At 41.3% G+C, this 24710-nt stretch carries 22 protein-coding genes; 1 reads left to right on the forward strand and 21 read right to left on the reverse strand.

Features of this window, described 5'->3' with window-relative positions:
• Positions 1-274: 274 nt before the first annotated feature.
• The 21 genes from tdh to A6755_RS18735 all read right to left on the reverse strand — a co-directional run bounded on the left by tdh (position 275) and on the right by A6755_RS18735 (position 24080).
• Positions 275-1315 carry an L-threonine 3-dehydrogenase gene (gene tdh / locus A6755_RS18630; RefSeq protein WP_174878791.1) on the reverse strand — a complete coding sequence of 347 codons (1041 nt, stop codon included), beginning with the start codon at positions 1313-1315 and terminating at the stop codon, positions 275-277.
• 653 nt (positions 1316-1968) lie between these two features.
• Positions 1969-2835 (reverse strand): 2-oxoacid:ferredoxin oxidoreductase subunit beta, encoded by an 867-nt coding sequence (locus tag A6755_RS18640; protein ID WP_057278380.1) that lies wholly within the window; start codon positions 2833-2835, stop codon positions 1969-1971.
• The gene (locus A6755_RS18645; protein ID WP_034313511.1) at positions 2822-4579 is read right to left on the reverse strand and encodes a 2-oxoacid:acceptor oxidoreductase subunit alpha; all 1758 of its coding nucleotides are present in this window, start codon (positions 4577-4579) and stop codon (positions 2822-2824) included. Before A6755_RS18645 ends, A6755_RS18640 begins: the two co-directional genes overlap by 14 nt.
• 215 nt (positions 4580-4794) lie before the next feature.
• Positions 4795-5727 carry a dipeptidase gene (locus A6755_RS18650; RefSeq protein WP_084737973.1) on the reverse strand — a complete coding sequence of 311 codons (933 nt, stop codon included), beginning with the start codon at positions 5725-5727 and terminating at the stop codon, positions 4795-4797.
• Between the two features lie 133 nt (positions 5728-5860).
• A complete protein-coding gene (gene spoVS, locus A6755_RS18655) occupies positions 5861-6121 on the reverse strand; it encodes a stage V sporulation protein SpoVS (RefSeq protein ID WP_029281188.1) in 261 nt (86 codons plus the stop codon).
• A 173-nt stretch (positions 6122-6294) separates the two neighbouring features.
• Positions 6295-7092 (reverse strand): TIGR00282 family metallophosphoesterase, encoded by a 798-nt coding sequence (locus tag A6755_RS18660; RefSeq protein WP_063591644.1) that lies wholly within the window; start codon positions 7090-7092, stop codon positions 6295-6297.
• Positions 7093-7243: 151 nt separating this feature from the next.
• Positions 7244-8803 (reverse strand): ribonuclease Y, encoded by a 1560-nt coding sequence (gene rny, locus A6755_RS18665; RefSeq protein WP_057278383.1) that lies wholly within the window; start codon positions 8801-8803, stop codon positions 7244-7246.
• 352 nt (positions 8804-9155) lie between these two features.
• Positions 9156-10202, reverse strand: coding sequence for a recombinase RecA (recA, locus tag A6755_RS18670; protein ID WP_034313522.1), 1047 nt, complete (start codon positions 10200-10202; stop codon positions 9156-9158).
• 348 nt (positions 10203-10550) lie between these two features.
• Positions 10551-11783, reverse strand: coding sequence for a competence/damage-inducible protein A (locus A6755_RS18675; protein WP_063592610.1), 1233 nt, complete (start codon positions 11781-11783; stop codon positions 10551-10553).
• Positions 11784-11805: 22 nt separating this feature from the next.
• Positions 11806-12390 carry a CDP-diacylglycerol--glycerol-3-phosphate 3-phosphatidyltransferase gene (gene pgsA, locus A6755_RS18680; RefSeq protein ID WP_034313524.1) on the reverse strand — a complete coding sequence of 195 codons (585 nt, stop codon included), beginning with the start codon at positions 12388-12390 and terminating at the stop codon, positions 11806-11808.
• 163 nt (positions 12391-12553) lie between these two features.
• Positions 12554-13453 (reverse strand): helix-turn-helix domain-containing protein, encoded by a 900-nt coding sequence (locus A6755_RS18685; protein ID WP_063591645.1) that lies wholly within the window; start codon positions 13451-13453, stop codon positions 12554-12556.
• A 17-nt stretch (positions 13454-13470) separates the two neighbouring features.
• On the reverse strand, positions 13471-14262 hold the full coding sequence (locus A6755_RS18690) for a DUF3388 domain-containing protein (protein WP_034313530.1): 792 nt from the start codon (positions 14260-14262) through the stop codon (positions 13471-13473).
• 243 nt (positions 14263-14505) lie between these two features.
• Positions 14506-14763 carry a DUF3243 domain-containing protein gene (locus A6755_RS18695; protein ID WP_034313532.1) on the reverse strand — a complete coding sequence of 86 codons (258 nt, stop codon included), beginning with the start codon at positions 14761-14763 and terminating at the stop codon, positions 14506-14508.
• Positions 14764-14844: 81 nt separating this feature from the next.
• Positions 14845-15570 (reverse strand): elongation factor P 5-aminopentanone reductase, encoded by a 726-nt coding sequence (ymfI, locus tag A6755_RS18700; RefSeq protein ID WP_034313534.1) that lies wholly within the window; start codon positions 15568-15570, stop codon positions 14845-14847.
• Between the two features lie 18 nt (positions 15571-15588).
• Positions 15589-16875 (reverse strand): EF-P 5-aminopentanol modification-associated protein YfmH, encoded by a 1287-nt coding sequence (gene yfmH / locus A6755_RS18705; protein ID WP_063591646.1) that lies wholly within the window; start codon positions 16873-16875, stop codon positions 15589-15591.
• Positions 16875-18155 (reverse strand): EF-P 5-aminopentanol modification-associated protein YfmF, encoded by a 1281-nt coding sequence (yfmF, locus tag A6755_RS18710; RefSeq protein WP_063591647.1) that lies wholly within the window; start codon positions 18153-18155, stop codon positions 16875-16877. The genes yfmH and yfmF overlap by 1 nt, the downstream gene beginning before the upstream one ends.
• A 210-nt stretch (positions 18156-18365) precedes the next feature.
• Positions 18366-19286 (reverse strand): ABC transporter permease, encoded by a 921-nt coding sequence (locus A6755_RS18715; RefSeq protein ID WP_048684941.1) that lies wholly within the window; start codon positions 19284-19286, stop codon positions 18366-18368.
• A 39-nt stretch (positions 19287-19325) separates the two neighbouring features.
• Positions 19326-20369, reverse strand: coding sequence for an ABC transporter permease (locus A6755_RS18720; protein WP_034313547.1), 1044 nt, complete (start codon positions 20367-20369; stop codon positions 19326-19328).
• The gene (locus A6755_RS18725) at positions 20362-21897 is read right to left on the reverse strand and encodes an ABC transporter ATP-binding protein (RefSeq protein ID WP_063591648.1); all 1536 of its coding nucleotides are present in this window, start codon (positions 21895-21897) and stop codon (positions 20362-20364) included. Before A6755_RS18725 ends, A6755_RS18720 begins: the two co-directional genes overlap by 8 nt.
• Positions 21898-22102: 205 nt before the next feature.
• Complete coding sequence (locus A6755_RS18730; RefSeq protein WP_048684735.1) at positions 22103-23191, reverse strand: BMP family lipoprotein; 1089 nt, start codon at positions 23189-23191, stop codon at positions 22103-22105.
• Between the two features lie 163 nt (positions 23192-23354).
• Entirely contained in the window at positions 23355-24080 is a 726-nt protein-coding gene (locus A6755_RS18735; RefSeq protein ID WP_034313556.1) for a GntR family transcriptional regulator, read from the reverse strand.
• A 303-nt stretch (positions 24081-24383) separates the two neighbouring features.
• On the opposite strand from A6755_RS18735, the gene A6755_RS18740 reads away from it, so the two are divergent.
• Positions 24384-24683 (forward strand): DUF6509 family protein, encoded by a 300-nt coding sequence (locus A6755_RS18740; protein WP_063591649.1) that lies wholly within the window; start codon positions 24384-24386, stop codon positions 24681-24683.
• Positions 24684-24710: the final 27 nt, after the last annotated feature.

Below are 24710 nucleotides of genomic sequence, written 5' to 3' on the forward strand. Positions count from 1 at the left end.
AATTTATACGGATTCCTTTTTAAGAATTTCCAGTAAATATTAGCTATTAAGTGTGATATATCCACATTATCATAGTATAAAGCTTTTAACAGCAAGAAACAATCATTCTGTCGTTGCTTCTTCAATTGTAAGAAATTTTTCACAAATATTGAAAATAAGAACATGAAAGAAGAGGCTATGACGAATTTAGCCTCTTCTTATCATTTTTGGATGACGCTTTCCCCTTTCAAGATTTTTCAAATGCAGAGTATGCCATTTCCACCTTTTTAGGTGTTCAAGGTATAAGGAGAACCTTACCACACTGGCCTTTGATCATCAGTTCAAATCCCTTTTCAAAATCACTGAGTGAGAACCGATGGGTAATCATTGGTTTTACATCAACCTTGCCACTTTCAAGCAGACTTGAAACCTGTTGCCAGGTTGAAAACATCTTCCTTCCAGTTATCCCTTGGACAGTAAGACCCTTAAATACGATATCCTCTGTTATATTAATCGTGACGGGCTTAGAAGGCAGACTTAGAATGGATATTCTTCCACCATTGGTCGCCATCTTGAACCCTTGTTGGATAGCTGCTGGATTACCGCTCATTTCACAAACAACATCCACCCCGTCCCCAATTGTAATGCTTTTCGTGATTTCCACTGGATCCTGATTCATTGAATGAATGAGGTGTGTGGCACCCATCTTTTTGGCTAGCTGAAGTCGATAATCATTAATATCAAGAGCGATTACTTTATCAGCACCTGCGGCCTTTGCTACAGCAATCGCCATAAGCCCAATTGGACCACAACCGATTATTGCCACCGTTTTACCCAGCACCTCGCCAGCCAGCACTGAATGGACGGCATTCCCCATCGGTTCTTGGATGGTAGCTATATCGAGTGGCATATCACTTGGATTTTTCCATAAATTCTTGGCTGGCAGAGCTATGTACTCTGCAAAGCACCCTTGTTTATCAACACCGATAATGTTTGTTTTTTTACAGATATGGAATTGCCCTGTTAAGCACTGCCTGCATGTACCGCAAACTATATGTGTTTCGGCAGATACACAATCACCAACTGAAACATTACTGACACTTGCTCCTATCTCGATTACTTCCCCTGCAAATTCGTGCCCAAATACGTATGGCGGGCTCACCCTTCCTTGTGACCATTCATCCCAGGTGAAAATATGAATATCCGTTCCGCAGATCGAGGTCATCTCCACACGAATCAAGACCTCGTCATCACGAATGTCCGGTATATCGACAACTTGTAATTGTGCCCCATAACCTCGGTGGTGTTTGACTACGGCTTTCATTTTACCTCTCAACATGTACATTCCCCCTGAAATAGGGCTGTGCTTTTTCATCTACCTTAATATGTAAAGATATGAAAAATCAATCACAAAAATACCATAATCACTTTTGTACCGGCCTTTTCACATTAATAATGATGATTTTTAGGCATTCGTACATTTTTGTTAAATGGGTCATGTTTCTATAGCATCTTGTCCGCTCTCGAATAAGATATCTTGTACAACAAAAAACAAAAACAATGAAGGAGTGACTTATATGTCATGTGGATGCAATAATCATGATCATCATGATCGGGACCGCGATCGGGACAGAGATAACGACAGAATCGCAGACGATTTTTGTCGTGCTGTAAGGGGCTGTAATAGGCGCGATCGGGACCACGATCGGGACCATAATCGGGACCGCGATCGGGACAGAGATCGGGACAGAGATAACGATAGAATCGCAGACAATTTTTGTCGTGCTGTGAGGGGCTGTAATAGGCGCGATCGGGACCGTGACCGTGACCGCGACCGTGACCGCGACCGCGACCACCATTGTCGTAGAAGGAATCGTTGCAATTTCTTCGGATTCTAATTTAGAGAGTATAGTGATTCTCTCTTCTTGAGCTTTCCAATTAGTCATAAAAAAAGGTTCACCCCATCTTAAGGGGTGAACCTTTTAACTTTTACATAAATTCAGCAACAAGCTTATCAAAGTGCGCTTGATCCAGTGTCAAATCTGATTTGTTTAGCGCTTTTTCAGCATACCCTGGCACTAATTCCTGGTACGAAGGGCGTGAAGAGTCTTGATAAATGATCCCTGTCACAAGGCTGTCATGCTGCATCAAAGTCTGCATGGCCTGTTCTTTATTTGATGAATCATAGCCTTCAATCGTGTTCAATTTAGTTAAGTTTTGTTTAAACCAATCATACGTATTGATCTTATTATATGTTACGCAAGGAGAGAAAACATTGATAAAGGAGAACCCTTTATGGTTTATCCCCGCTTCAATGATCGCCGTCAGATCTTTCAAGTCAGTGGAAAAGCTTTGGGCCACAAACGTAGCGCCAGCTGACAATGCTAATTCCATAGGTGAAACAGCCTGTTCTATTGATCCTTCTGGGGTGGATTTCGTTTTAAATCCAGCAGCTGATCTAGGAGAAGTCTGGCCTTTAGTCAATCCATAAATTTGGTTATCCATGACAATATACGTAATGTCGATATTACGGCGGATCGCATGGATGGTGTGTCCCATCCCGATTGCAAAACCATCTCCGTCACCGCCTGAAGCTATAACGGTCAATTCACGGTTGGCCATTTTTACTCCTTGAGCAATTGGCAGTGAGCGGCCATGGATGCCGTGGAAACCATATGACTTGATGTAACCGGATATACGCCCTGAACAGCCGATACCGGAAACAACGGCCAAATTCTCCGGCTCCAATCCCACATTGGCTGCCGCACGCTGCATGGCAGCCTGAACGGAGAAATCTCCGCAGCCAGGACACCAGTTTGGTTTTACATCATTCCGAAATTCTTTAAACGTTGCCATATTCGAACATCTCCTTGCATTGTGTGTGAATTTCATGCGGGAGGAATGGGTTGCCATCATATTTTAGGATGCTTTTTATTTTATTAACATGTCCGACATTCATCTTGATAATATTAGCCAATTGTCCAGTCGCATTATTTTCAATAACTACTACTTTCTTAGCACTTTGCACCAATGAAAGGACTTCATCAGCTGGGAAAGGATGAATCAAGCGGATTTGCGCATGATTCACTTTCATTCCGTCCGTTTCTAAACGGCCGATCGCTTCATCAATCGTCCCGCGTGTTGAGTTAAAACCAAGAATTAATAAATCCGCTTCTTCATGCGGTGTGTTTTTGTATACTGGTGTTTGGAATGTGTTAGTTAAATTATTAAGCTTACGCATCCGTTTATCCATTTGCAATTTGCGATTCAAGGCCGTCTCGGAAGGTCTGCCCGTTTCATCATGTTCAACACCCGTAACATGGTGAATTCCATTTTTCATACCAGGCACTACCCGTGGTGAGACTCCGTCTTCCGTTACTTCATAACGCTTGAAGTAAGATTTGTTTTCTGGCTCTTCAATTTCAAAGTCAACCAATTTTCCGCGTCTTATCTCCACTTTGCCGTAATCAAGCGGCTGAACCGTCTGTTTACCTAATGATAGCTGTAAGTCGGATAAAACGATAACCGGACATTGATATTCCTCTGCAAGGTTGAATGCTTCTGCCGTATCATAAAAAGCTTCCTCAACAGTACTCGGAGCCATGACGATTTTAGGTATTTCACCATGTGTACCATAAATCATGGCCATTAAATCGGATTGCTCCTGTTTTGTAGGAAGTCCCGTAGATGGACCGCCACGTTGAGTATCGACGATGACAATTGGCGTTTCGGTAATGCCCGCTAAACCAATCGCCTCCATTTTCAAGGAAAGCCCAGGTCCAGCTGAAGCTGTGATGGCACGTACACCGCCATAGTTCGCACCGATAGCCATTGTGGCTGCCGCGATTTCATCTTCAGTCTGTATGACCGTCCCGCCAAATTGAGGAAGTTTCTTAATTAAGTATTCCATGATTTCCGAAGCCGGAGTAATCGGGTAAGCTGCCATGAAGCGGCAACCTCCTGCAACTGCGCCTAAAGCGATAGCATCGTTTCCGATCATGAACATACGTTTTTGGCCGTCTGCCTTTTCCAGCTCCATCGCGCCCAGTTTTTCTCCAAGCAGCACTTCCATTGCCTTATAGCCGGCAGTAATGGCATCCATATTCTTCTTAACGATTTCTTCACCTTTACGGCCGAATATTTCATCAACCACATCGTTGAATACGGAAATTTCCATTCCGAGAACAGCACATGTTGCACCGATGGCAACCATATTTTTCATTAATGATGTTCCTAATTCGGCTGCTATTTCCGTAAAAGGAACAATATATAATTCTGCCTTTGTATCTTCTGGGCAGACAGGTTTGAATTTTGCATCTGCAATTATGATGCCACCCTCATGTAATTCTTTATAATTGACGTCAATTGTTTCTTGGTCAAAAGCAACTAAGATGTCTAAATCATCAGAGATAGCACGAGTTTCCGTAGTACTTACACGAATTTTGTTATTCGTGTGTCCACCCTTGATTCGGGATGAGAAATGACGGTAGCCATACAAGTAATAACCTAAGCGATTGAGGGCAATACAGAATATTTCTCCTGTACTTTCAATACCTTCACCTTGTTGTCCGCCAACTTTCCATGAAAGTTGATTGATCATGTCTTACACTCCTTTAGGACGTTCGTATATAAATGCATTTAACCGCACCTCTCTTAGAACATTCAACTATGTATAATTATCGTTCTAATTTAGGAAAGGTGTACTAAACGCTTTCAATTCTATCGGTTAAATCATCAAATTGCAACCTTTTTGCTTTTATTTTTTATATTTTCAGAATATTTATTCATATCTATATAGTAAGAATTGAAAATCACTTAAGATATTTCCTTTTTAAGCGGAAAATTACGAGTGAAATTATCAAAAAGGAGACCCTGTACAAACTCACTGGAATAAAGCCTGTTCAATTCATTTATTAAGTTATGATAATCCTTATATGACGTTAACTTCTCTACCATATGATCGATTCCATCGAAGTCGGACCCTAATCCAATTTGTCTTTCCCCGCCCAAACTGCATATATGCTCTATATGTTTCAAGATATCCTTTATCGTAACCGGGCCATTTGCTAGAAATTGCGGGACAAAGGTTACTCCGATCACCCCATTTTTCTGTAAAAGGGCTTTTATCTGCCCGTCCTTTAAATTTCGCGGATGCGGACAAAGCTGATAAGCATTCGAATGGGAGGCGATCGGGAATTTCGCCAACTTTAGAGTGTCCCAAAATCCAGCTTCAGATAAATGGGATAAATCACACCAAATTGACTTCTCATTCAGTAGCGCGACCACTTCCGTTCCAAACCCTGTCAAGCCTCCCCCTCTTGTTTCCAATGCCCCATCCGCTACCAAGTTAGCATGATTCCAAGTCAGACCTACCGAGGATACTCCAAGATGAATAAGGGTTTTCAGTTTCAACAAATCATTCCCGATGCAATCGCACCCCTCCAAAGTTAACATTGCACCGATTTCCTTTTCTTTTAAAGATTCAATGTCTGCCTTGGTCTTTATGAATTTCAATTCCGGCTCCGACAAAATCTTTTCATGAAAAATATCCACCATCGCCAAAGCCGCTTGAAATCTCATATCAGGGTGGACTTTTTCAGGTATATATATGGCAAAACATTGGACTTTTCCCCCTTCGTCCAATAAACCCCGCTTTGTTATATGTAATTTATCACTATTTGTAAAAGAAATATCCGGATCGATGAACATCTTCATCAGCACATCACAATGTGCATCAAAAATCTCCAATGTAATCCCCCTTCCTGTACTTTTTTATGATTATATATACCATTATAAAGCGACACGGGCCTTTCGTCATTTGGAATTCACGACAAAAAAGAGCCTGCTCGCCATTCGACAAACAGGACACCCAAACATGCAATTATCTTGGTTCAATGATTAGTTTTATTGCGGTTCTTTCTTCGCCATCAATAAGTATATCTGTAAAGGCAGGAATACAAATCAAGTCAACTCCACTAGGTGCGACAAACCCTCTTGCGATTGCTACTGCCTTGACGGCTTGATTTAACGCACCTGCACCGATTGCTTGAATTTCGGCTGCTCCTCTTTCCCTGAGCACTCCCGCTAGTGCGCCTGCTACAGAATTAGGATTAGATTTTGCTGAAACTTTTAATATTTCCATTCCTAGTCCTCCTTGTTTTCCCTGCCGATTCTAACTTGGCTCAATAGTTATAACACTTTCCACTGCTACTATATTCATCAAGTAAAACTTGTATGACAAAGAAAACCGGGATTGTACACCATTTATTAAAGAATGGAAAAACGGATGGCAGTTTGACTGTCCATCCGTTCGTATCAATGGTAAAAGGGATGATCTTCGTTAATCAGGATCCTTTCTATCTTCTTTGCCTTGCCAGTTTTCTCATCAATTTCAAGGAGAACCCCGCTTAATAGGGTCCGTCCCTCTTTTGGGACTTCGAAACGAACTGGAAGGCTGGTCAGGAACCGATGGATGACTGCCTCTCTTTCCATACCAAGGATGGCATCATATGGTCCTGTCATGCCTACATCTGATATGTAAGCGGTGCCTGCAGGTAATATACGGTTATCGGCTGTCTGGACGTGTGTGTGTGTACCAACGACGGCTGTAACCTTACCATCCAGGAACCACCCCATGGCTTGCTTTTCACTTGTCGCTTCACCATGAAAATCGACAAAGATGATCGGTGTCTTTTTTCGAGCCTCCGCCACTAGTTCTTCCGCCTTTTTGAACGGACAGTCCAAATCCGGCATGAACGTTCTCGCTTGTAAATTGATGACCGCTATTTCATGCTGGTTCAATTTTAAAAATTTCATACCTTCTCCGGGTACCCCGTCTGGAAAGTTTGCTGGACGGACAAGATATTTCGCTTCATCAATAAAATTGAAAATATCACGATTATCCCATGTATGGTTTCCCATGGTCACTGCCTGCGCTCCCCACTCTAAAAAACTGCGGTAAATCTTTTCTGTAATCCCCCGGCCACTTGCTGCATTCTCGCCATTGATGACCGTGATATGCGGACGATACTTTTCTTTTAACTTAGGAAGGTATTCTTGGATCATGTCACGACCTGGAGATCCCACTACATCCCCTATAAATAGCAATTTCATTGTAAAACCCTTTCTGGATTCACCTGATTATATGAATTATTCAAGTATGTATTGTAACATAATTGGGGGTAATTATAAGAATACGCTTAACGATTCATATCGGAAAAAGAAAAAACGAAGTGGTTTGCACCACTTCGTCTTTCACTAACAATTATTTGGCATATTCGACTGCTCTTGTTTCACGGATGACCGTGACTTTTATATGACCTGGGTAATCGAGCTCTTCTTCAATCCTTTTCCGGATATCACGTGCGAGTCGATGTGCCGAAAGGTCATCGATTTGTTCTGGTTTCACTAGAATTCGCACTTCTCGTCCGGCTTGAATCGCAAAAGATTTCTCCACTCCATCATAGGACTCGGAAATTTCCTCAAGTTTTTCAAGTCTTCTAATGTAATTTTCAAGCGTTTCACTTCTTGCTCCCGGTCTTGCAGCTGATAATGCATCAGCGGCAGCCACAAGCACTGAAATGATGGAAGTTGGTTCCGTATCGCCATGATGTGAAGCGATGCTGTTAATGACAGTTGGATGCTCTTTATATTTGGTTGCTAATTCAACGCCAATTTCAACGTGACTGCCTTCCACTTCATGATCGATCGCTTTCCCAATATCATGCAATAAACCTGCACGGCGGGCAAGAACTTCATCCTCACCGAGCTCAGCGGCCAGTAAACCTGAAAGCTGGGCCACTTCAATTGAATGTTTAAGTACGTTTTGCCCATAACTGGTACGGAATTTCAAACGTCCTAGTATTTTGATGAGATCTGGATGGAGACCGTGAACTCCAACTTCAAAAGTAGTCTGTTCACCAATTTCACGAATATGTTCATCTACCTCACGTCTTGCTTTGTCAACCATTTCTTCAATGCGAGCCGGATGGATCCGTCCGTCCTGAACAAGTTTCTCAAGAGCCAAGCGTGCCGTTTCCCGTCTAATTGGATCGAATCCAGATAAAATGACAGCTTCAGGAGTATCATCAATAATAAGGTCAATACCTGTTAGCGTTTCTAACGTCCGGATATTTCGTCCTTCACGTCCGATTATCCGTCCTTTCATTTCATCGTTTGGAAGATTTACTACAGAAACGGTGGTCTCTGCAACATGATCAGCCGCACAACGCTGAATGGCAAGAGAAAGGACTTCTTTTGCTTTTTTATCAGCTTCTTCTTTGGCACGGGTATCACTTTCTTTAATCATAAGCGCTACATCGTGAGCAAGCTCGTTTTCCATTCGGTCAATAATGATTGCTTTAGCCTCTTCACGAGTTAAACCGGAAACACGTTCAAGCTCTGTTTGCTGCTTACGAACCATCTCTTCCACTTTGCTTTCCATCTCTTCAATATGCTGTTGTCTTTGGTTTAGAGAATCTTCTTTTTTCTCCAAAAGGCTTTCACGTTTGTCTAACGTTTCATCCTTACGGTCCAGATTCTCTTCTCTTTGCAATAACCGATTTTCTTGTTTTTGTAATTCGTTCCTTCTTTCACGGGCTTCCCGATCCGAATCGGCACGAACTTTATGAATTTCATCTTTTGCTTCCAACAAGGCTTCTTTCTTAAGTGCTTCCGCTTCACGTTTTGCATCCTCAAGGATGTGTTCTGCAGAGCCCTTTGCCCCTGCTATTCTACTCTCAAATTTTGATTTGTGAATAAAATAACCAACAACTGCACCGACGATTAGGCCAAGCAAAGTGAAGATGATTGTCATGGGTTCCATCGTTTCACCTCCCCTTGCTATGAACTTTTTACATAAAATGTTGAACTGTCGGCAAGTACATTGCACATAAATTCAATATACAGCACTTAATTTTCAAAATTTTAGTTTGAAAAATTGTAAAATATACATATTAATTGTATAGTTGAGAATTTTTATTGTCAAGCGTTTGTCCCTTATGTATCAATGATTATTCAAGTTTTCTTAATATCAACCATCATAATGTACAGCATTCATTATGGAAGCAGTCTGTAAATCTTATTACAATGCCATTTAATCCGCTGAAAATTTCGCATTTTTCTTAAAATATACATAAAAGGCCTAAGCGAATAAGCTTAGGCCTTTTCCAATATCATTAATCAAGCAATTCAAAATGCTCTTCTGTTTCATTTTCTTCTGGTGGTAATTCATGCTCTCCATCAAGATTATAGTGATCTCTGATTTTCTGAGAAATTTCCTGAGCGATATCCTGATTTTCTTTCAGGAACAGCTTCGCATTTTCACGGCCTTGTCCGACACGCTCTTCATTGTATGAATACCATGAGCCGCTTTTAAGGACGATATCCAGGTCTGCACCCATATCGATGATTTCACCTTCCTGCGAAATCCCTTGACCATACATGATGTCAACTTCAGCTTGGCGGAATGGTGGAGCAACCTTGTTTTTTACAACTTTGATTTTAGTTTTATTACCGACGATTTCATTACCTTGTTTTAATTGTTCCGCACGGCGCACTTCCAGACGAACAGTTGAATAGAACTTCAATGCCCGGCCTCCCGGAGTCGTTTCTGGATTCCCAAACATAACACCGATTTTTTCACGGACTTGGTTAATGAAAATGGCAATGGTATTTGATTTATTAATGGAACCAGACAGTTTTCTAAGTGCCTGAGACATCATCCTGGCTTGAAGACCCATATGGGAATCTCCCATTTCGCCTTCAATTTCAGCTTTAGGAACAAGTGCTGCCACCGAGTCAATGACAATGATATCTACTGCTCCGCTTCGAACTAACGCTTCAGCGATCTCTAAGGCTTGTTCACCCGTATCAGGCTGTGAAAGGAGTAACTCATCGATATTCACACCAAGTTTTTCTGAATATGCTGGATCTAAAGCATGCTCGGCATCAATGAATGCAGCCGTCCCACCAGTCTTTTGTACCTCTGCAATGGCATGTAATGCTACAGTCGTTTTACCTGAGCTTTCAGGTCCATATATCTCAATGACCCGGCCTCTTGGATATCCGCCCACTCCCAACGCTACGTCCAATGCTAAAGAACCGCTTGAGATCGTTGAAATCCTACGATCAGTCTGTTCCCCAAGTTTCATAATCGAACCTTTACCAAATTGTTTCTCAATTTGTTTTAACGCCATATCTAAAGCCGCTTGACGATCACTCACTTAATTTCCTCCTCTATATTCAACTAATCGGCTGTCCGATTAAAGGTGTACTTACGTTAGCAATTATTCGAGTTCAAGGTTTGTACCCTGTCTCAAAACCTATCTTTACTATATACTCTTTTTACTATTTTGCCAAGCAAAAAGTCGAACATTCATTCGTTTTTTTCTTTCGGGATATTCTTTGTAAAAAAGCGTTTTAGCTTAAGGAAATTTCCATTTCACTTCACTTACTCCCTAAAAAATACATTTTCATTGAATTAACTTTTTTCTTTTTTCCCTATTTTTCAAGAAACAAACTTCTAAAACCAAATAAAAAGCAGAGCTGTAAAAAAGCTCTGCTTATGGCGTTTATAAATCCCTTAATAGGTAATGACAGCCGTACTTCACACTCCGAATACGGTTTTGCGCCCTGCTACCGGAAAGATTCAACTCCTTGAAATGAGTGTTTCCATCCCGATAGGAAATGCCAATAAATACTGTACCAACAGGCTTGCCTTCTTGTTCATCCGGCCCTGCAACACCCGTAAAGCTTATGCCTACATCCGCATCGAGCTTACTCCGGACATTATAGGCCATTTCCATTGCACACTCACCGCTGACCACCCCATACTCAGATATGGTATCATCACTGACGCCGAGGACATTGGACTTCGCATCATTCGTATAGCAGACCATTCCGCCCTTAAAGACTTTACCGGCGCCCGGGATGGTTGTCAGCTGTTCTTGGAACATCCCCCCGGTCAAGCTTTCAGCTGCCGCGATTGAAAGCTTGCGGACCGTTAATTCTTTTACAAGTTCCTTTATTAGCGAAGTATTATCACTTCCATAATGGAACTTGCCGACCCTGCTAAGAATTTCTTTTTCCGTTTCTAAAATAAGTTCTTCGCATTTTTCTTTGGAAGGGCCTTTGGCGGTGATCCTTAACGTCACTTCCCCTTCGGCTGCCAGCGGAGCGATTGTCGGATTCGTTTGATTGACAAGGAGATCTTCAATCACCGTTTCCAGTTCGGCTTCACCTATACCGTAGAACCGTAGAACCTTGGAATCGATCCGTTCATGCTTTTCCAATTTATTCATGATCTTTTCATAACCATAACTTAAAAACATCGGCTCCATTTCACTTGGTGGACCAGGCAGGAGCATATATGTAATCCCGGATTTGGACAAAACCATTCCCGGGGCCATGCCATGATCGTTTGCCAACACTTCACTGCCTTCTAAGACAAGGGCCTGCTTTTTGTTGTTTTCCGTCATCGGCCGTTCCCGTTTTTGGAAGTAAGCTTCAATGGATTGCAAAGCTTCATCATTAAAAACGAGCTTTTTCCCGATATGGCGAGCAATCGTTTCTTTCGTTAAGTCGTCTTTGGTAGGACCAAGCCCACCGGTAAAAACAATCAAGTTCGCCCTCGATTCAGCGATTTCTATAGCTTGTTGTAATCGGCGGTCGTTATCCCCGACCACAGTATGGTAAAAAACGTTGATCCCCATTTCCGCAAACTGCTGCGATAAGAATCTTCCATTAGTGTTATTGATTTGACCTAAAAGAAGCTCTGAGCCCACTGCAATGATTTCTGCATCCATCTTTTCAAAACCACCATTCGTTTTACTTTGAATTAACAAATACTTCTTTGTTTTTTATAAAATAATCCAAACCTGACCAGATTGTAAAGATTAATGCAATCCATAATGCGATATTGGCAAATGGAAGTGAAATGAGGGCAAATGGAAGATTATGCAGCAATAAAGCCGAAATAGAAACAATTTGTGCCCATGTTTTAATTTTACCTAGCTGGTTCGCTGCAACCACTTCACCTGTACCCGCTAACACCAAACGCAATCCAGTTACTGCAAACTCGCGACTTATGATCACGATGGCAATCCAAGATTGACCGTACATTAAATCTAGATCAACCAAAACGATTAAGGCAGCCGAAACAAGAAGTTTATCTGCCAATGGATCTAAAAATTTTCCTAAATCAGTAATCATATTATATTTTCTGGCAAAATGGCCATCGATCCAATCCGTAGTGGAAGCGATTATAAAGAGGATGGCTCCGGCCAGGTGTGCCACTGGCAAACTGTATTCTCCCCAAGTCAGTGTCCCCCATGAAAAAGGAACGAGCATGATGATTAAAAATACTGGTATTAAACAGATTCTTGCTACTGTAATCTTATTAGGCAGATTCAAAACTTTTACCTCCAAAATTTACGCCTGCCATTCGGGCCTGCGTCTTAGATCTAAAATAATGCTTATATGTATAATTTAACTCAAAATCCAATCTTATATGCCGAATGGACCATTTCCCGCGCCTTACCATTAAATAGAGCAAAAATAGTCATCTATAAGATGACTATTCGGCTTTCGTAAATTGTATCGTAACCAATTGCGTATTCACTTCAGTCGGTGAAATGGAATACTCCAGCTTCTCATCATTCACATAAATCTCTGTTTCATATGCTCTGCCTATATTGATGACAGCTTCTTTTTCATTGGTGAAATCAATTTCCTGGCTTTTGTCCTTTTCGATAGTGCCTTGGAAAAGTAATTTACCTTCACCATTTTTTATGCCGACCCATGGTGAGCCTTTGGAGGTCACCTTTAATTTAAAAGTATCGGTATTTTTTAATTCATACGTACTATTTTTACCGCTGGAACTTGTGACGGCAAGATTTTGCTCTTTCTCTTCATCTTTGACTGCTGTATCAACTTCATTCTTCTTTTCAGATGAATCTGATTTTTCTTCATTCTGTTTTTGGTCTGCATTCTCTTCTTCTTTGTTAAACTCTTCACTTTTATTGTAATCCACGGCATCGCTCTGTTTCGCGTCCTTTTTGTCCTCGTTATCCGGATTACTCATATAGTTCAATACCAGAACCCAAATCAATACGGCCGCACCAATGACTAAAACGGCAGCCAAGATCTTCGGTAACAATTCCACAACCTTTGAATCTCCTGCCGGAATGGTTTTTCGGGATTGGACCCGTGAAAGCTGTTCTGGCAATTCCTCACTATAGACCGATGGTATTTCACTCTTATATTGTTCGAAAATCTCTTCTGAATCCAGTCCGACCGCTTCGCAATATTGCTTTATGAATGCCCGTACATAGAACTTTCCTGGCATCATACTGTAATTTCCTTCTTCAATGCCAATGAGGTAACGCTTTTGGATCTTCGTTAATTCCTGCAAATCTTCTAGGCTAAGACCTTTTGCTTCCCTAGCTTCCTTTAATCGATTACCCAACTCAGTCAAATAAAACACCTGCCATTTTAAAAGTCAAAGGAACCAAAATCGGACCCTGAAAACTGGTCTTTTTGGTCGACAACTTCATATGTTATTTCTTCTTCAGGATTGTTTCGCAATTCAATAATATAATCAAAGTCTTCGAGGGTATACTCCGTATTTTGGACAAAAACATCCGGATGTTCGATTACTTTGACAGCATCAAGCCTCATTATTTCACGAATCAACTGCCAATGACGCTCATTTGCACGGCGAGTGGAAACAATTCCATCTAAAATGAACAAATTATCATTATTATATTCATCCTCAATAAGCTGGCTGCGGATAGTCTGCTTTAAAAGGGTCGATGACACAAACAACCATCTCTTATTAGCACAAACACTCGATGCCACGATAGATTCAGTTTTTCCGACACGGGGCATCCCTCGGATCCCGATCAATTTATGACCTTCCTGTTTAAATAGCTCGGCCAGGAAATCGACAAGCAAGCCTAGTTCATCACGAACAAACCTAAATGTGTTTTTCTCATCGGCATCGCGCTGAATATAGCGTCCATGCCTGACTGCGAGGCGATCACGTAATTTAGGTTCCCTAAGCTTAATGACCTTTATCGTATCCATCGTACGGAGAATTGACTCGAATCTTTCTATATTACGGCTGTCTTTGGCCAACAAAAGTAACCCACGCCTGCCTTCATCGACCCCGTTAATGGTGATGATATTAATGGAAAGCATACCCAGAAGGGATGAAATATCCCCTAATAATCCAGGACGGTTGACTTGAATTTCATATTCAAAATACCATTCTTTATTATCCACGATAACACTCCTTAAGCCTAAAAGCTTTTACCCTAATCATGGGCAAAAAACTTATCCATCGTAAATTTCAAGGTCTGAACACTTTAATATTAATTGTCTAGCTTCTATAATATAGCATTTCGTGATAAGTTAAAAGGAAAAACCCTATAAAAGTATTCATTTTTATATAAGAGGACAAATAGTCATCCCCCTCGAATCCAAAAGGCCCTGTTAATTAATAACAGGGCCTTTTGGATTGATATTTTACTTCGTTCCATTGTTCTCGACTAACTTGACCATGACACTTGCCATGGCATGTTTTTCTTGATCGCTTGCCACTGACCAAAGATCAGCAAGCACTTTCTCTTGATCATTCTGGGGCTCAACCTGATTAGCTAGGTAATCACCGATTTCGTAAGCCAAGTTGTTAACAGCGCCTTCTGACAAGCCTTGTTGTTCACCTTGATGTAATCTGTCGCCTAAGAAGTTTTTCCATTGATCCCAATTGTCCAGTACAGACATGAATGGTCACCCTTTCCTTCAAAATAGTACAAAGATATTTTGTGAAGAAATTGAGGGAATTATTCATGTCTTTTAAAAAAATCATGTGTACCATCCGCCATTTACGCCTAAAATCTGCCCGGTTATATAGGACGACTTGTCGGAAAGCAAATAGTATACGGCCTCCGCGACTTCTTTGGAATGCCCCATCCTGCCCATCGGGATATCGCCTTTGATGATTTCCAGATCTTCTGCACTGAAAGATTCGAGCATGGAAGTGGAAATCGCACCGGGGGCAACGGCATTCACCCGGATTCCATTAAGCGATACTTCTTTGCTAAGCGCCTTGATAAAAGCATTTTGGCTACCTTTGACCATTGAATATAATACTTCACAAGATGCACCTGTCTGCCCCCAAATTGATGTGACGGCAACGATGGCAGCCTGTTCTTGGTACATAAGCTTTGGAAGCAGTTCCTTTGTTAATTGGAAAGGGCTCGTTACATGCAACTGAACCATTTCAGTAACGATAGTCTCATCCATATCAGATATAAGCCCATAATAGCTATTGCCACTATTAAGGACGATTGCATGAAGGGCAAAAATATTTTCCGCCAATTTCTTATAGCCGTCCGGTGCAGCCAAATCCGCTTGTATCGGAATAATTTCGACTTGATGAGGCTTCAGTTCTTCAATAAGGGCAAGTATCGCTTCTTCATTGCTGTTATAATGTAAATAAAGTGAGTAATTCTCCTCGGCGAGCTTTATAGCGATTTCCCTTCCGATTCCTCCACTGGCTCCTGTAATAAGGGCAAAACGTTTCCCCACTTTCACGCCCCCTTTATATTATTTCGGAAGTACCTGACAGACTGTCATCCGTTCATCGGATATTAAGTCCTTGGCGACCTCCCTGATATCTTCGATAGTTAGTTTTTCCAATACCGATACAACATCGAACAAGTTCATATCATTGAATGCATATCTGGTGAATTGATTCGCTATATATTCCGGCGAATTCAAGGAACGAAGGAAAGATCCGATTTTTTTCTTGATAGTCCTTTGCAGGCTTTCTTCATTCAGGCCGGTTCCGGCTTTTGATTTTTGCAGGATACCGAATAAAGACTCCATCAACTCATCAGGTTTGGCACTGTCCCCGCCAATTAACGCAAATCCAAAACCTTGTTCCTGTGTGTAATCATATGAGAAGCTTTGATCGATCAACCCTTCCTCATATAGCTCCTCATGCAAAGGCGAACTTTTGCCAAACAGCATTTCCAAATAAATATTGGTCGCCAATTCCCTTTTCAAAAGCTGTAAACCGGATTGGTTTACATTTATGGCCTTGATGCCCAGCATCACTTTTGGTGTCTGGACATTCATCCTTAAGACTTCCTTATCCTTGGCAACGGTTTCCGGCTCTTCGTCAAATTTACGTTCCACTGCAGGTTGTTCGTTGTATTCTTTATCATTTTGGTTATCCCGAATCAGTTTCATGGTACTTTCGACATCTACCGGTCCTACAACGAATAGGAGCATGTTGCTAGGATGGTAAAACGTATTATAACATTCATAAAGCATATCTTTCGTAATACCTGCAATCGATTCCACAGTACCGGCAATATCGATTTTCACTGGATGCTGATGATACATATTGGCAATCGTCCCAAAATATAATCGCCAGTCTGAATTATCATCATACATGTTGATTTCCTGCCCAATGATTCCTTTTTCCTTTTCTACCGTCTTTTCCGAAAAGTAAGGATCCTGGACAAAGTCAATTAAGGTAGTAAGATTCCTCTCGAAATCAGACGTGCTGGAAAATAAATAAGCTGTACGGGTGAAAGAGGTAAAGGCATTTGCAGATGCTCCCTGCTTTGAAAATTGCTGAAAAACATCACCATCTTCCTTTTCAAATAGCTTATGTTCAAGAAAATGGGCAATCCCATCTGGTACTTTAGAGAATTCCGTTTCATTCAATGGTTTGAAATGGTTGTCGATTGAACCATAATTCGTCGTGAAAGTCGCAAATGATTTATTGAACCCGCTTTTCGGAAGAATATATACTTCGAGACCATTATCCATTTTTTCATGGAAAAGCTCTTCTTTCAATTGAGTGAATGCTATTTTTTCCATTACCCTTGCACCTCCGCTTCCGTTAGGAAATAAATCGTATCAAGCTGGATCTTTTGACCAACTGCAATGATTTCTTCCTTTGTCGTCCGCTCTGTTTTTGTAAACCACTCGTCGAGTGATATATCCTGCCCGGAAATCACATTATGATATAAAATTTCCACAAGCCCTCTCGAAACGTCAATGGTTTCAAGGAGCTGGTTCTTAACGACCGCCTTTGTCTGTGCAAGTTCTTCATCGGAAAAGTTACCTTGCTTCATTTCCTTCATTTGTGCATGAATGATATCCAATGCCTGCTTGTAGTTGGCATTTTCAATGCCGGCCATGACCATCAATAGTCCTTTATGACTTTCAAGCCTTGAAGCTGCATAATAAGCAAGGCTTGCTTTCTCCCTGACATTAATGAAAAGTTTTGAATGTGAAAAACCACCAAAAATCCCATTGAAAAGCTGAAGAGCATAATAATCCGGATCACCGTATGCAACTTGGGTTCGATAACCGATATTCAATTTCCCTTGTTTCACATCCGAATTCTCGATGATTTCCTTTTCCTTCTCCACTGCCTTGCCCGTATCCCTCGGCAGTCTAACAGGCTCTCGTTCTTGCAACGACACATACTTGTCAGCCAGTGCCTCCACTTCCGATCCATCGATGTCACCGATTACATATAAATCGATTTCATCTTCCGACAGCATTTTTTTATAGTAGGCGAATAGGGACTCTGGAGTTATCGTTTCCAAGTCTTGAAGATTACCGCTCGCTTCTAAAGCATATGGTTCGTTTTTGCACATTTCCTCTACTAGACGTGTAGCTGAATATCGCATTTTGTCATCGGAAATGGATTGAATCCGCTGTTTTAAGGAACGGATTTCATTGGAAACCGTTTTTGAGTCAAAGGCTTCGCCGTTTTTCTTCGGATTGAAGATCACCTCTGATAATAGCCCAAAAGCCTTTTCGAGAAGCGGGGTTGAATCACTAAGGAATTTTTCATTAACGATATCAATCGTAAAACTTATGATTTGATATTCTCCTTTTTTAGCTACATCGACATAAAACCCTGCTCCATATAAATCATCAAGATAAGATCGAAGCTCGGGTGTTGTAGGATATTTACTTGTATTGCTTTGTAACACATATGGCAGCAATGCACGATATGTAACGTCCTCTTTTGTCAAAGGGGCTTTCATCTTCAGTACGAGAGTATTCGTTTTATATTTATCCGTCCGGACCACATGAAGCTTGTAGCCGCTTTTTTCCGTAATTGTATCGGAAGCAATAGACATGAATAATCCTCCTCATTATATAAATCACCTTTATTAGCTTATTGTTTGTAGTTTGGAACCCTTTTAAACATCTACTTAAAATATACATGTGAAAGGAAAAATCATGCAAGTTACAGCTACTTTTTTTGGTTTTTCACCAGCTTACCATCACTTATGGCTCAATCTCTAAAGAAAAAACCGGCCAGCACAGTTTGCTGACCGGTTAGACACTTATCTTTTCCCTTTGATGTATGGCTGTCCGGATGCTTTTGGAGCATCAGCACGTCCAATGAAACCGGTTAGCGCAATGATCGTCAGAACATATGGAGCGATCAAGAGGTAAACTGATGGAATATCCTTGAAGAAGGGAAGGCTCGAGCCAACGATACTTAAACTTTGAGCCAAACCAAAGAATAAAGCTGCTCCCATTGCCCCGATCGGGTGCCACTTACCAAAAATCATGGCGGCAATGGCCATGAAACCTTGACCATTAATTGTCGCATGATTGAATTCATTTGAAAAGATGGTAGCATAAATCGCTCCGCCGATACCTCCAAAAGCACCTGATAATAAAACGGCGGCATATCGGATTTTCGTAACATTGACACCCATCGTATCAGCAGCCATGGGATGTTCTCCCACTGCACGAATCCTTAACCCGAATGGTGTTTTATAAAGAACATACCAAACGACAAAAGATATGAGAATCGCTATATATACGATGTAATAACCATTTGCGAAAAAGATGGGTCCAATAAATGGAATATCACTTAATAATGGAACATCAATCCTTGGGAATGTCTCTGTGATTCTATCAGTTTGACCTTTGTCAAAAATCAGCTTCACCAAAAACATGGTCAGACCTACTGCCAACAAGTTGATGGCAACCCCACTAACCGTTTGGTCCGCCCTGAACGTAATGCATGCCACAGCGTGCAGAATGGAAAACAGCAAGCCGGCAATCATTGCCGCTAAGACTGCGAGCCAAGGAGTCCATTCCCCAAATACATCAGCAAACATTAAGTTAAAAACAATCCCTGTAAAGGCACCAATGACCATCAAACCTTCTAAACCGATGTTTATGACACCAGCCCGTTCAGAAAACACTCCTCCGAGTGAAGTAAAAATAAGTGGAGCAGCTAGAGCTATCATAGATGGAATAATAATTTGTAATACTTGGAAAAAATCCACTTATTTCACCCCTTTCTTAAATCGAGCGGCAATCCAACGTATAAAATAACTGGATGCTACGAAGAAAATGATCAATGCTATGACAATATCCACAATTTCACTAGGTATTCCGGTTTCTAGCGGCATATTCAATGCCCCGGCTTTCAGTCCCCCAAATAATAAGGCTGCAAGCACAACACCAATAGCCGTATTCGCCCCTAATAAGGCTACTGCAATCCCATCAAAGCCCATACCTGTGAACCCGCCTTTGACCGCGGCATAACCGAAAGTTCCAAGGCCTTCCATCGCACCCGCAAGTCCTGCAAAAGCACCTGAAATAACCATGGAAAGTATGATGTTCTTATTGACACTCATCCCTGCATACTCGGACGCGTGCTGATTGAAACCTACCGCTTTCAGTTCAAAGCCGGTTTTGGTCCTTTCAAGCAGGAACCACATGATGATTACGCAAATAATCGCTACCACTATTCCCCAATGCATCCGGGAAAAATCCGTAATGCTTTCAAAAAAAGGAGACCGCAGTGATGCTGTATCAGCAATTCTTTCTGTTTTATCCAGCTTGTCAGTCATTACATTCCTAATTAAATAATTCGTCACATATAAAGCTGTATAATTCAACATGATGGAAACGATTACTTCATGTACACGGAACTTAGCTTTTAAATAACCAGGGATAAAAGCCCACAATGCCCCAGCAGCTGCACCAGCTAATATGGCCAATGGCAAATGGATGATCCTTGGAAGATCAAAAGCGATTCCGACCCAAACTGCCGCCAGCCAGCCTACAATTAATTGCCCTTCTACACCGATATTGAAAAGGCCCGTGCGAAAAGCAAAAGCCACTGCCAAACCGGCAAGGATATAAGGGATGATTGTCCTGACGGATTCCCCTACATAATAGGAATCCCCAATAATTCCATTTACCATGGAGCCATAGCCGGCAACTGGGTCATAGCCGCTTACCAACATGATTATGGCCCCAACGACTAAGCCGAGGATAACTGCTATTAACGGACTCGTTAATTTAGATAAATACTTAGACATTTTGTTTTCCACCTGCTTCCGTCCGTTTACTGCCAGCCATTAGAAGGCCAAGCTCCTGTTCAGTCGTTTCTTTCGGATCGACAATTGCGACGATTTCCCCTTCGTATATAACGGCAATCCTATCGCTCACATTCATGATTTCTTCCAATTCAAATGAAATGAGAAGTACCGCTTTTCCTGCATCACGCTGTTCAATGAGCCGTTTATGGATAAACTCGATCGCTCCTACATCAAGCCCGCGTGTTGGCTGTGCGGCAATCAATAAATCCGGGTTCCTATCAACTTCCCGGCCGATGATCGCTTTTTGCTGATTCCCGCCAGAAAGAGCCCTTGCCGGGGTATATTCACTCGGAGTCCGAACATCATAGCTTTTGATCAATGAACGGGCTTTTTCAAATATTTTCTTTGAGTTCAAGATACCGGCTTTTGAAAAAGGCCTTTGATAGTAGGTTTGCAAGACAATATTTTCCCCAATGCTGTAATCGAGAACCAAGCCATGCTTATGCCTGTCTTCTGGAATATGGCCGACACCTGCTTCAGTGATTTTACGCGGCTTCAGATTCCTGATTTCATTTCCATTTAGCATTATCGAACCAGCTGTTGTCTTCCTTAAGCCAGCCAATGCCTCAATCAGTTCGGATTGACCGTTTCCATCTACACCGGCAATACCGACAATTTCTCCTGCACGGACTGTTAAATCCAAGTTCCGAACAGCTGAAACGCCCCGGGAATCCTTGACTTCCAGTTCCTGAACCTCGAGAACTACATCCGAAGGAGTAGCGGCCGTTTTTTCCGTCTTGAATAGAACTTCCCTACCGACCATCAAGCTCGCCAATTCGTTAGGATTCGTTTCGTTGACGTTCACTGTACCAATTCCTTGCCCTTTGCGGATAACCGTTACCCGGTCACAAACCTCCATGATTTCCTTAAGTTTGTGTGTGATTAAAATGATAGATTTACCCTCTTTGATAAGGGCTTTCATAATATAAATCAATTCCTTGATTTCTTGAGGAGTCAATACAGCGGTCGGTTCATCAAAAATCAATATTTCCGCACCACGGTAAAGCGTCTTAAGAATCTCGACACGCTGCTGCATCCCTATTGAAATATCGGCAATTTTCGCATAGGGGTCAACACGAAGCTGATATTGTTCTGATAGTTTCCTAACTTCCTCGCTCGCTTCTTTTAAATCGATCTTACCCGCTTTGGATGGTTCTTTTCCTAAAATGATATTTTCCGTTACTGTAAAAGGGTCAACGAGCATAAAATGCTGATGGACCATCCCAATTCCTAAATCATTGGCAATGTTGGGACTGGTAATCTTGACTGGCTTGCCATTCACACGGATTTCTCCCTGCTCAGGCTGGTATAAGCCGAATAAAACATTCATCAAAGTGGATTTACCCGCGCCATTTTCACCTAATAATGCGTGAATCTCCCCTTTTTTAACCTGAAGTGTAACGTTATCATTTGCGACGATGCCGGGGAATTCCTTACGGATATTAAGCATCTCAATTACATATTCCACGTATTATCAACTCCTAAAATGAGTGTAAATATTCTTAAATCATTTAATTGCTTTTACTAGCTTATTGATTTTTTTAAAAAAACCAAATGAAAAACTACGATTCTTTCATAGTTTTTCATTCGATATTTTTTCAGTTGCAAAGCGTGATTGGGAAAAGAAAGAATAGAGGGCAATTCTGCCTCTCTATTCTTTCTGGCATTACAGCTTATAAATCAAGTTTTTCGAATTCTTCATCCGTACCCGGAACGACGAATTCACCTGATTTAATTTTTTCTGTCCATTCTTCGACCGCTTTTAAAGATTCTTCTGTTACGTTATCTTTTGTTTCGGAAATGCCTACACCATTTTCTTCGATACCGTACTCAATTACTTTTCCGCCTGGGAAGTTTCCTTCTTTCGCTTTCTCGGAAAGGTCTTTAACTGCCACGTCAACACGTTTTAGCATGGAAGTCAGAGTAATGTTGTCGTCTGTTCCAGGAACTGCCCCCAATTTAGCTTGGTCGCTATCTACACCGATAACATAGATTTCTCTCTTAGGATCTTTTTGCTTTTGCTCTACTGCTTCAGTGAATACACCTTTTCCAGTTCCGCCAGCAGCATGATAAATGATATCGATACCTGAAGAATACATGGAGCCTGCAGTTGATTTACCGATGTCAGCTTTATTGAAATCTCCGGCATATTTAACTTCAACTTTTGCATCCGGATTTACAGATAAAACCCCAGCCTTAAAGCCAACTTCGAATTTCTTGATTAACTCAGATTCAACTCCACCGATAAAACCGACTTTGTTTGTTTTCGTTTGCATTCCGGCAATTACACCTACTAGGAAAGAACCTTGCTGCTCTTTAAAATTAATGCTGGCTACATTCTTTTTGTCTACAACTGTATCCACGATGGCAAAGTGTGAATCCGGACGTTGGTCAGCCACTTCACCAACAGCTTCCGCTAAAAGAAAACCGATACCATAGATTAGTTGGTAATCTTCACGTACAAGCGTATTCAGGTTCTTAGCGTAATCGGCATCAGATTTAGATTGCAGGTAGTTGTAGCCATCTTTACCTTTTTCCAGACCATTATCCTTACCGAATTCCTGAATGCCCTTCCAAGCGGATTGGTTGAACGACTCGTCATCCACGCCGCCAGTATCAGTTACCATCGCAACAGTGAAGTTATCTTTGTTTTTCCCATTTGAAGATTCTTTATCATCATTCTCTGAATTACCACATGCTCCCAGTAGCGTACCGGCTGCAAGAACAAGTGAAAGAGCTAGTCCTAATTTGCGCTTTTTCAAATTTTTATCCCCCTATTTTACATAGTTTTTTGAGCAGGAATGTTCTGAAAAGTCATTTATGTTTGCGTTTTCACTTCTCGTTAATTTTTTTTGCATACGTTTTGATCGACTTTTTTTGGAATCGAAACAATCGCTTGCATTCATCCGTATGCAGAGTCAAGGCCTACACACGTTTACGAAGAACATGAAAGCTGAACATATTGGCTTTAAAGTAGTTAACAGAATACAGGATAGGCTGGTCCCAATCATCCAGATGCATCTGCTTTAAAACGAGTAGCGCGGCTTCTGGCGAGCATTTAAGGATAGGAGAAACTTTCTCATGATATCCAATAGGCTCAATCTCCGCTACGGCATGCGTAATTTTCCGATGCGCATCTCTTTCCAAAATATCAAAAAGAGACTCATCATTACGGTCAAAATTTTCTGAAAGAATAGATTCAGGAATTTTGTCAATACAGTAGACGACTGGCTCCCCATTCGCTGTCCTTACTCGTTCGATGCTGACGATGCGTTCGTCTGTTGAACAAGAAAACCTGCGTATATCCTCTTCTGTAGGTTCTTGGGCCGTCGAGCTTAAGAAAATCGTACCCGGCTTCATCCCTGCCTCTTCAATCATGTTCGTGACACTTTTTAATTGCTCGATACCTGAAGTGAACCGAGGTTTCGGATTGACGAAAGTCCCAACTCCATGGCGGCGAATGATAATGTTTTCTTCTTCCAAAATTCGCAGCGCTTCTCGAAGTGTCGCCCTACTAACTCCCAATTTTTTCGCAAGATCGAATTCTGAAGGGAATTTTTCATTTTCCTGATAGACTCCAGCTTCAATATCCTGCTTCAGGTAATCAATGACCTGCAAATATAAATGTCGACTATCTGATTTTATTGACATACAGTTTCCCCCAGCTAATTTCTTAAGACATCAGACCTCTGATGTTGAATCATTCCTACTAATCGAAAATAATATAACATTTTTTTTAATATAAATAAATAGTGTTTTACTATTTACTTTAAAAGAATTTAGGAGAAATTACCCTTCCCTGTGTCTTTCAATCTAGATGTGGCCACGGAATTTGTACGATTATTCTCCTAAATCAGATAAATTTTAAAAAAAATGCAAGATGCATGCAGCTATGTTCAAGATGCTTTTTTCCTGTATAATAGGATTTATCTTCTTTGAAGGGATGTACACAAGATGTTAAAGATTACAGAATACACAATCGAAAAATTGAATGATCCATTTGGTATTTTGTCCGGGGAACGTTACGAGTTGTTCTTGGATATTGAAGTGCCTGAAGAGGATGAGCTCTTTTCAGAAAATGGTTTATATATCCGGGTGCTTTTTGCTGTGGAAGAACAAAAAGGCAAATTGATTAAATATGATATTTTTGAAAAAGGGAACGAAGGCGCACTCGAATTCGATTTAGAAGAAGATGAAGAAGCGTTGATTACCGACTTCTGCCTTAAACATTTAGACGAGGCGATGAATAATTAAAAAACCGGGCAGCTGCCCGGTTTTTTC

The sequence above is a fragment of the Peribacillus frigoritolerans genome, assembly GCF_001636405.1.
Classification (GTDB): Bacteria; Bacillota; Bacilli; order Bacillales; family DSM-1321; genus Peribacillus; species Peribacillus frigoritolerans.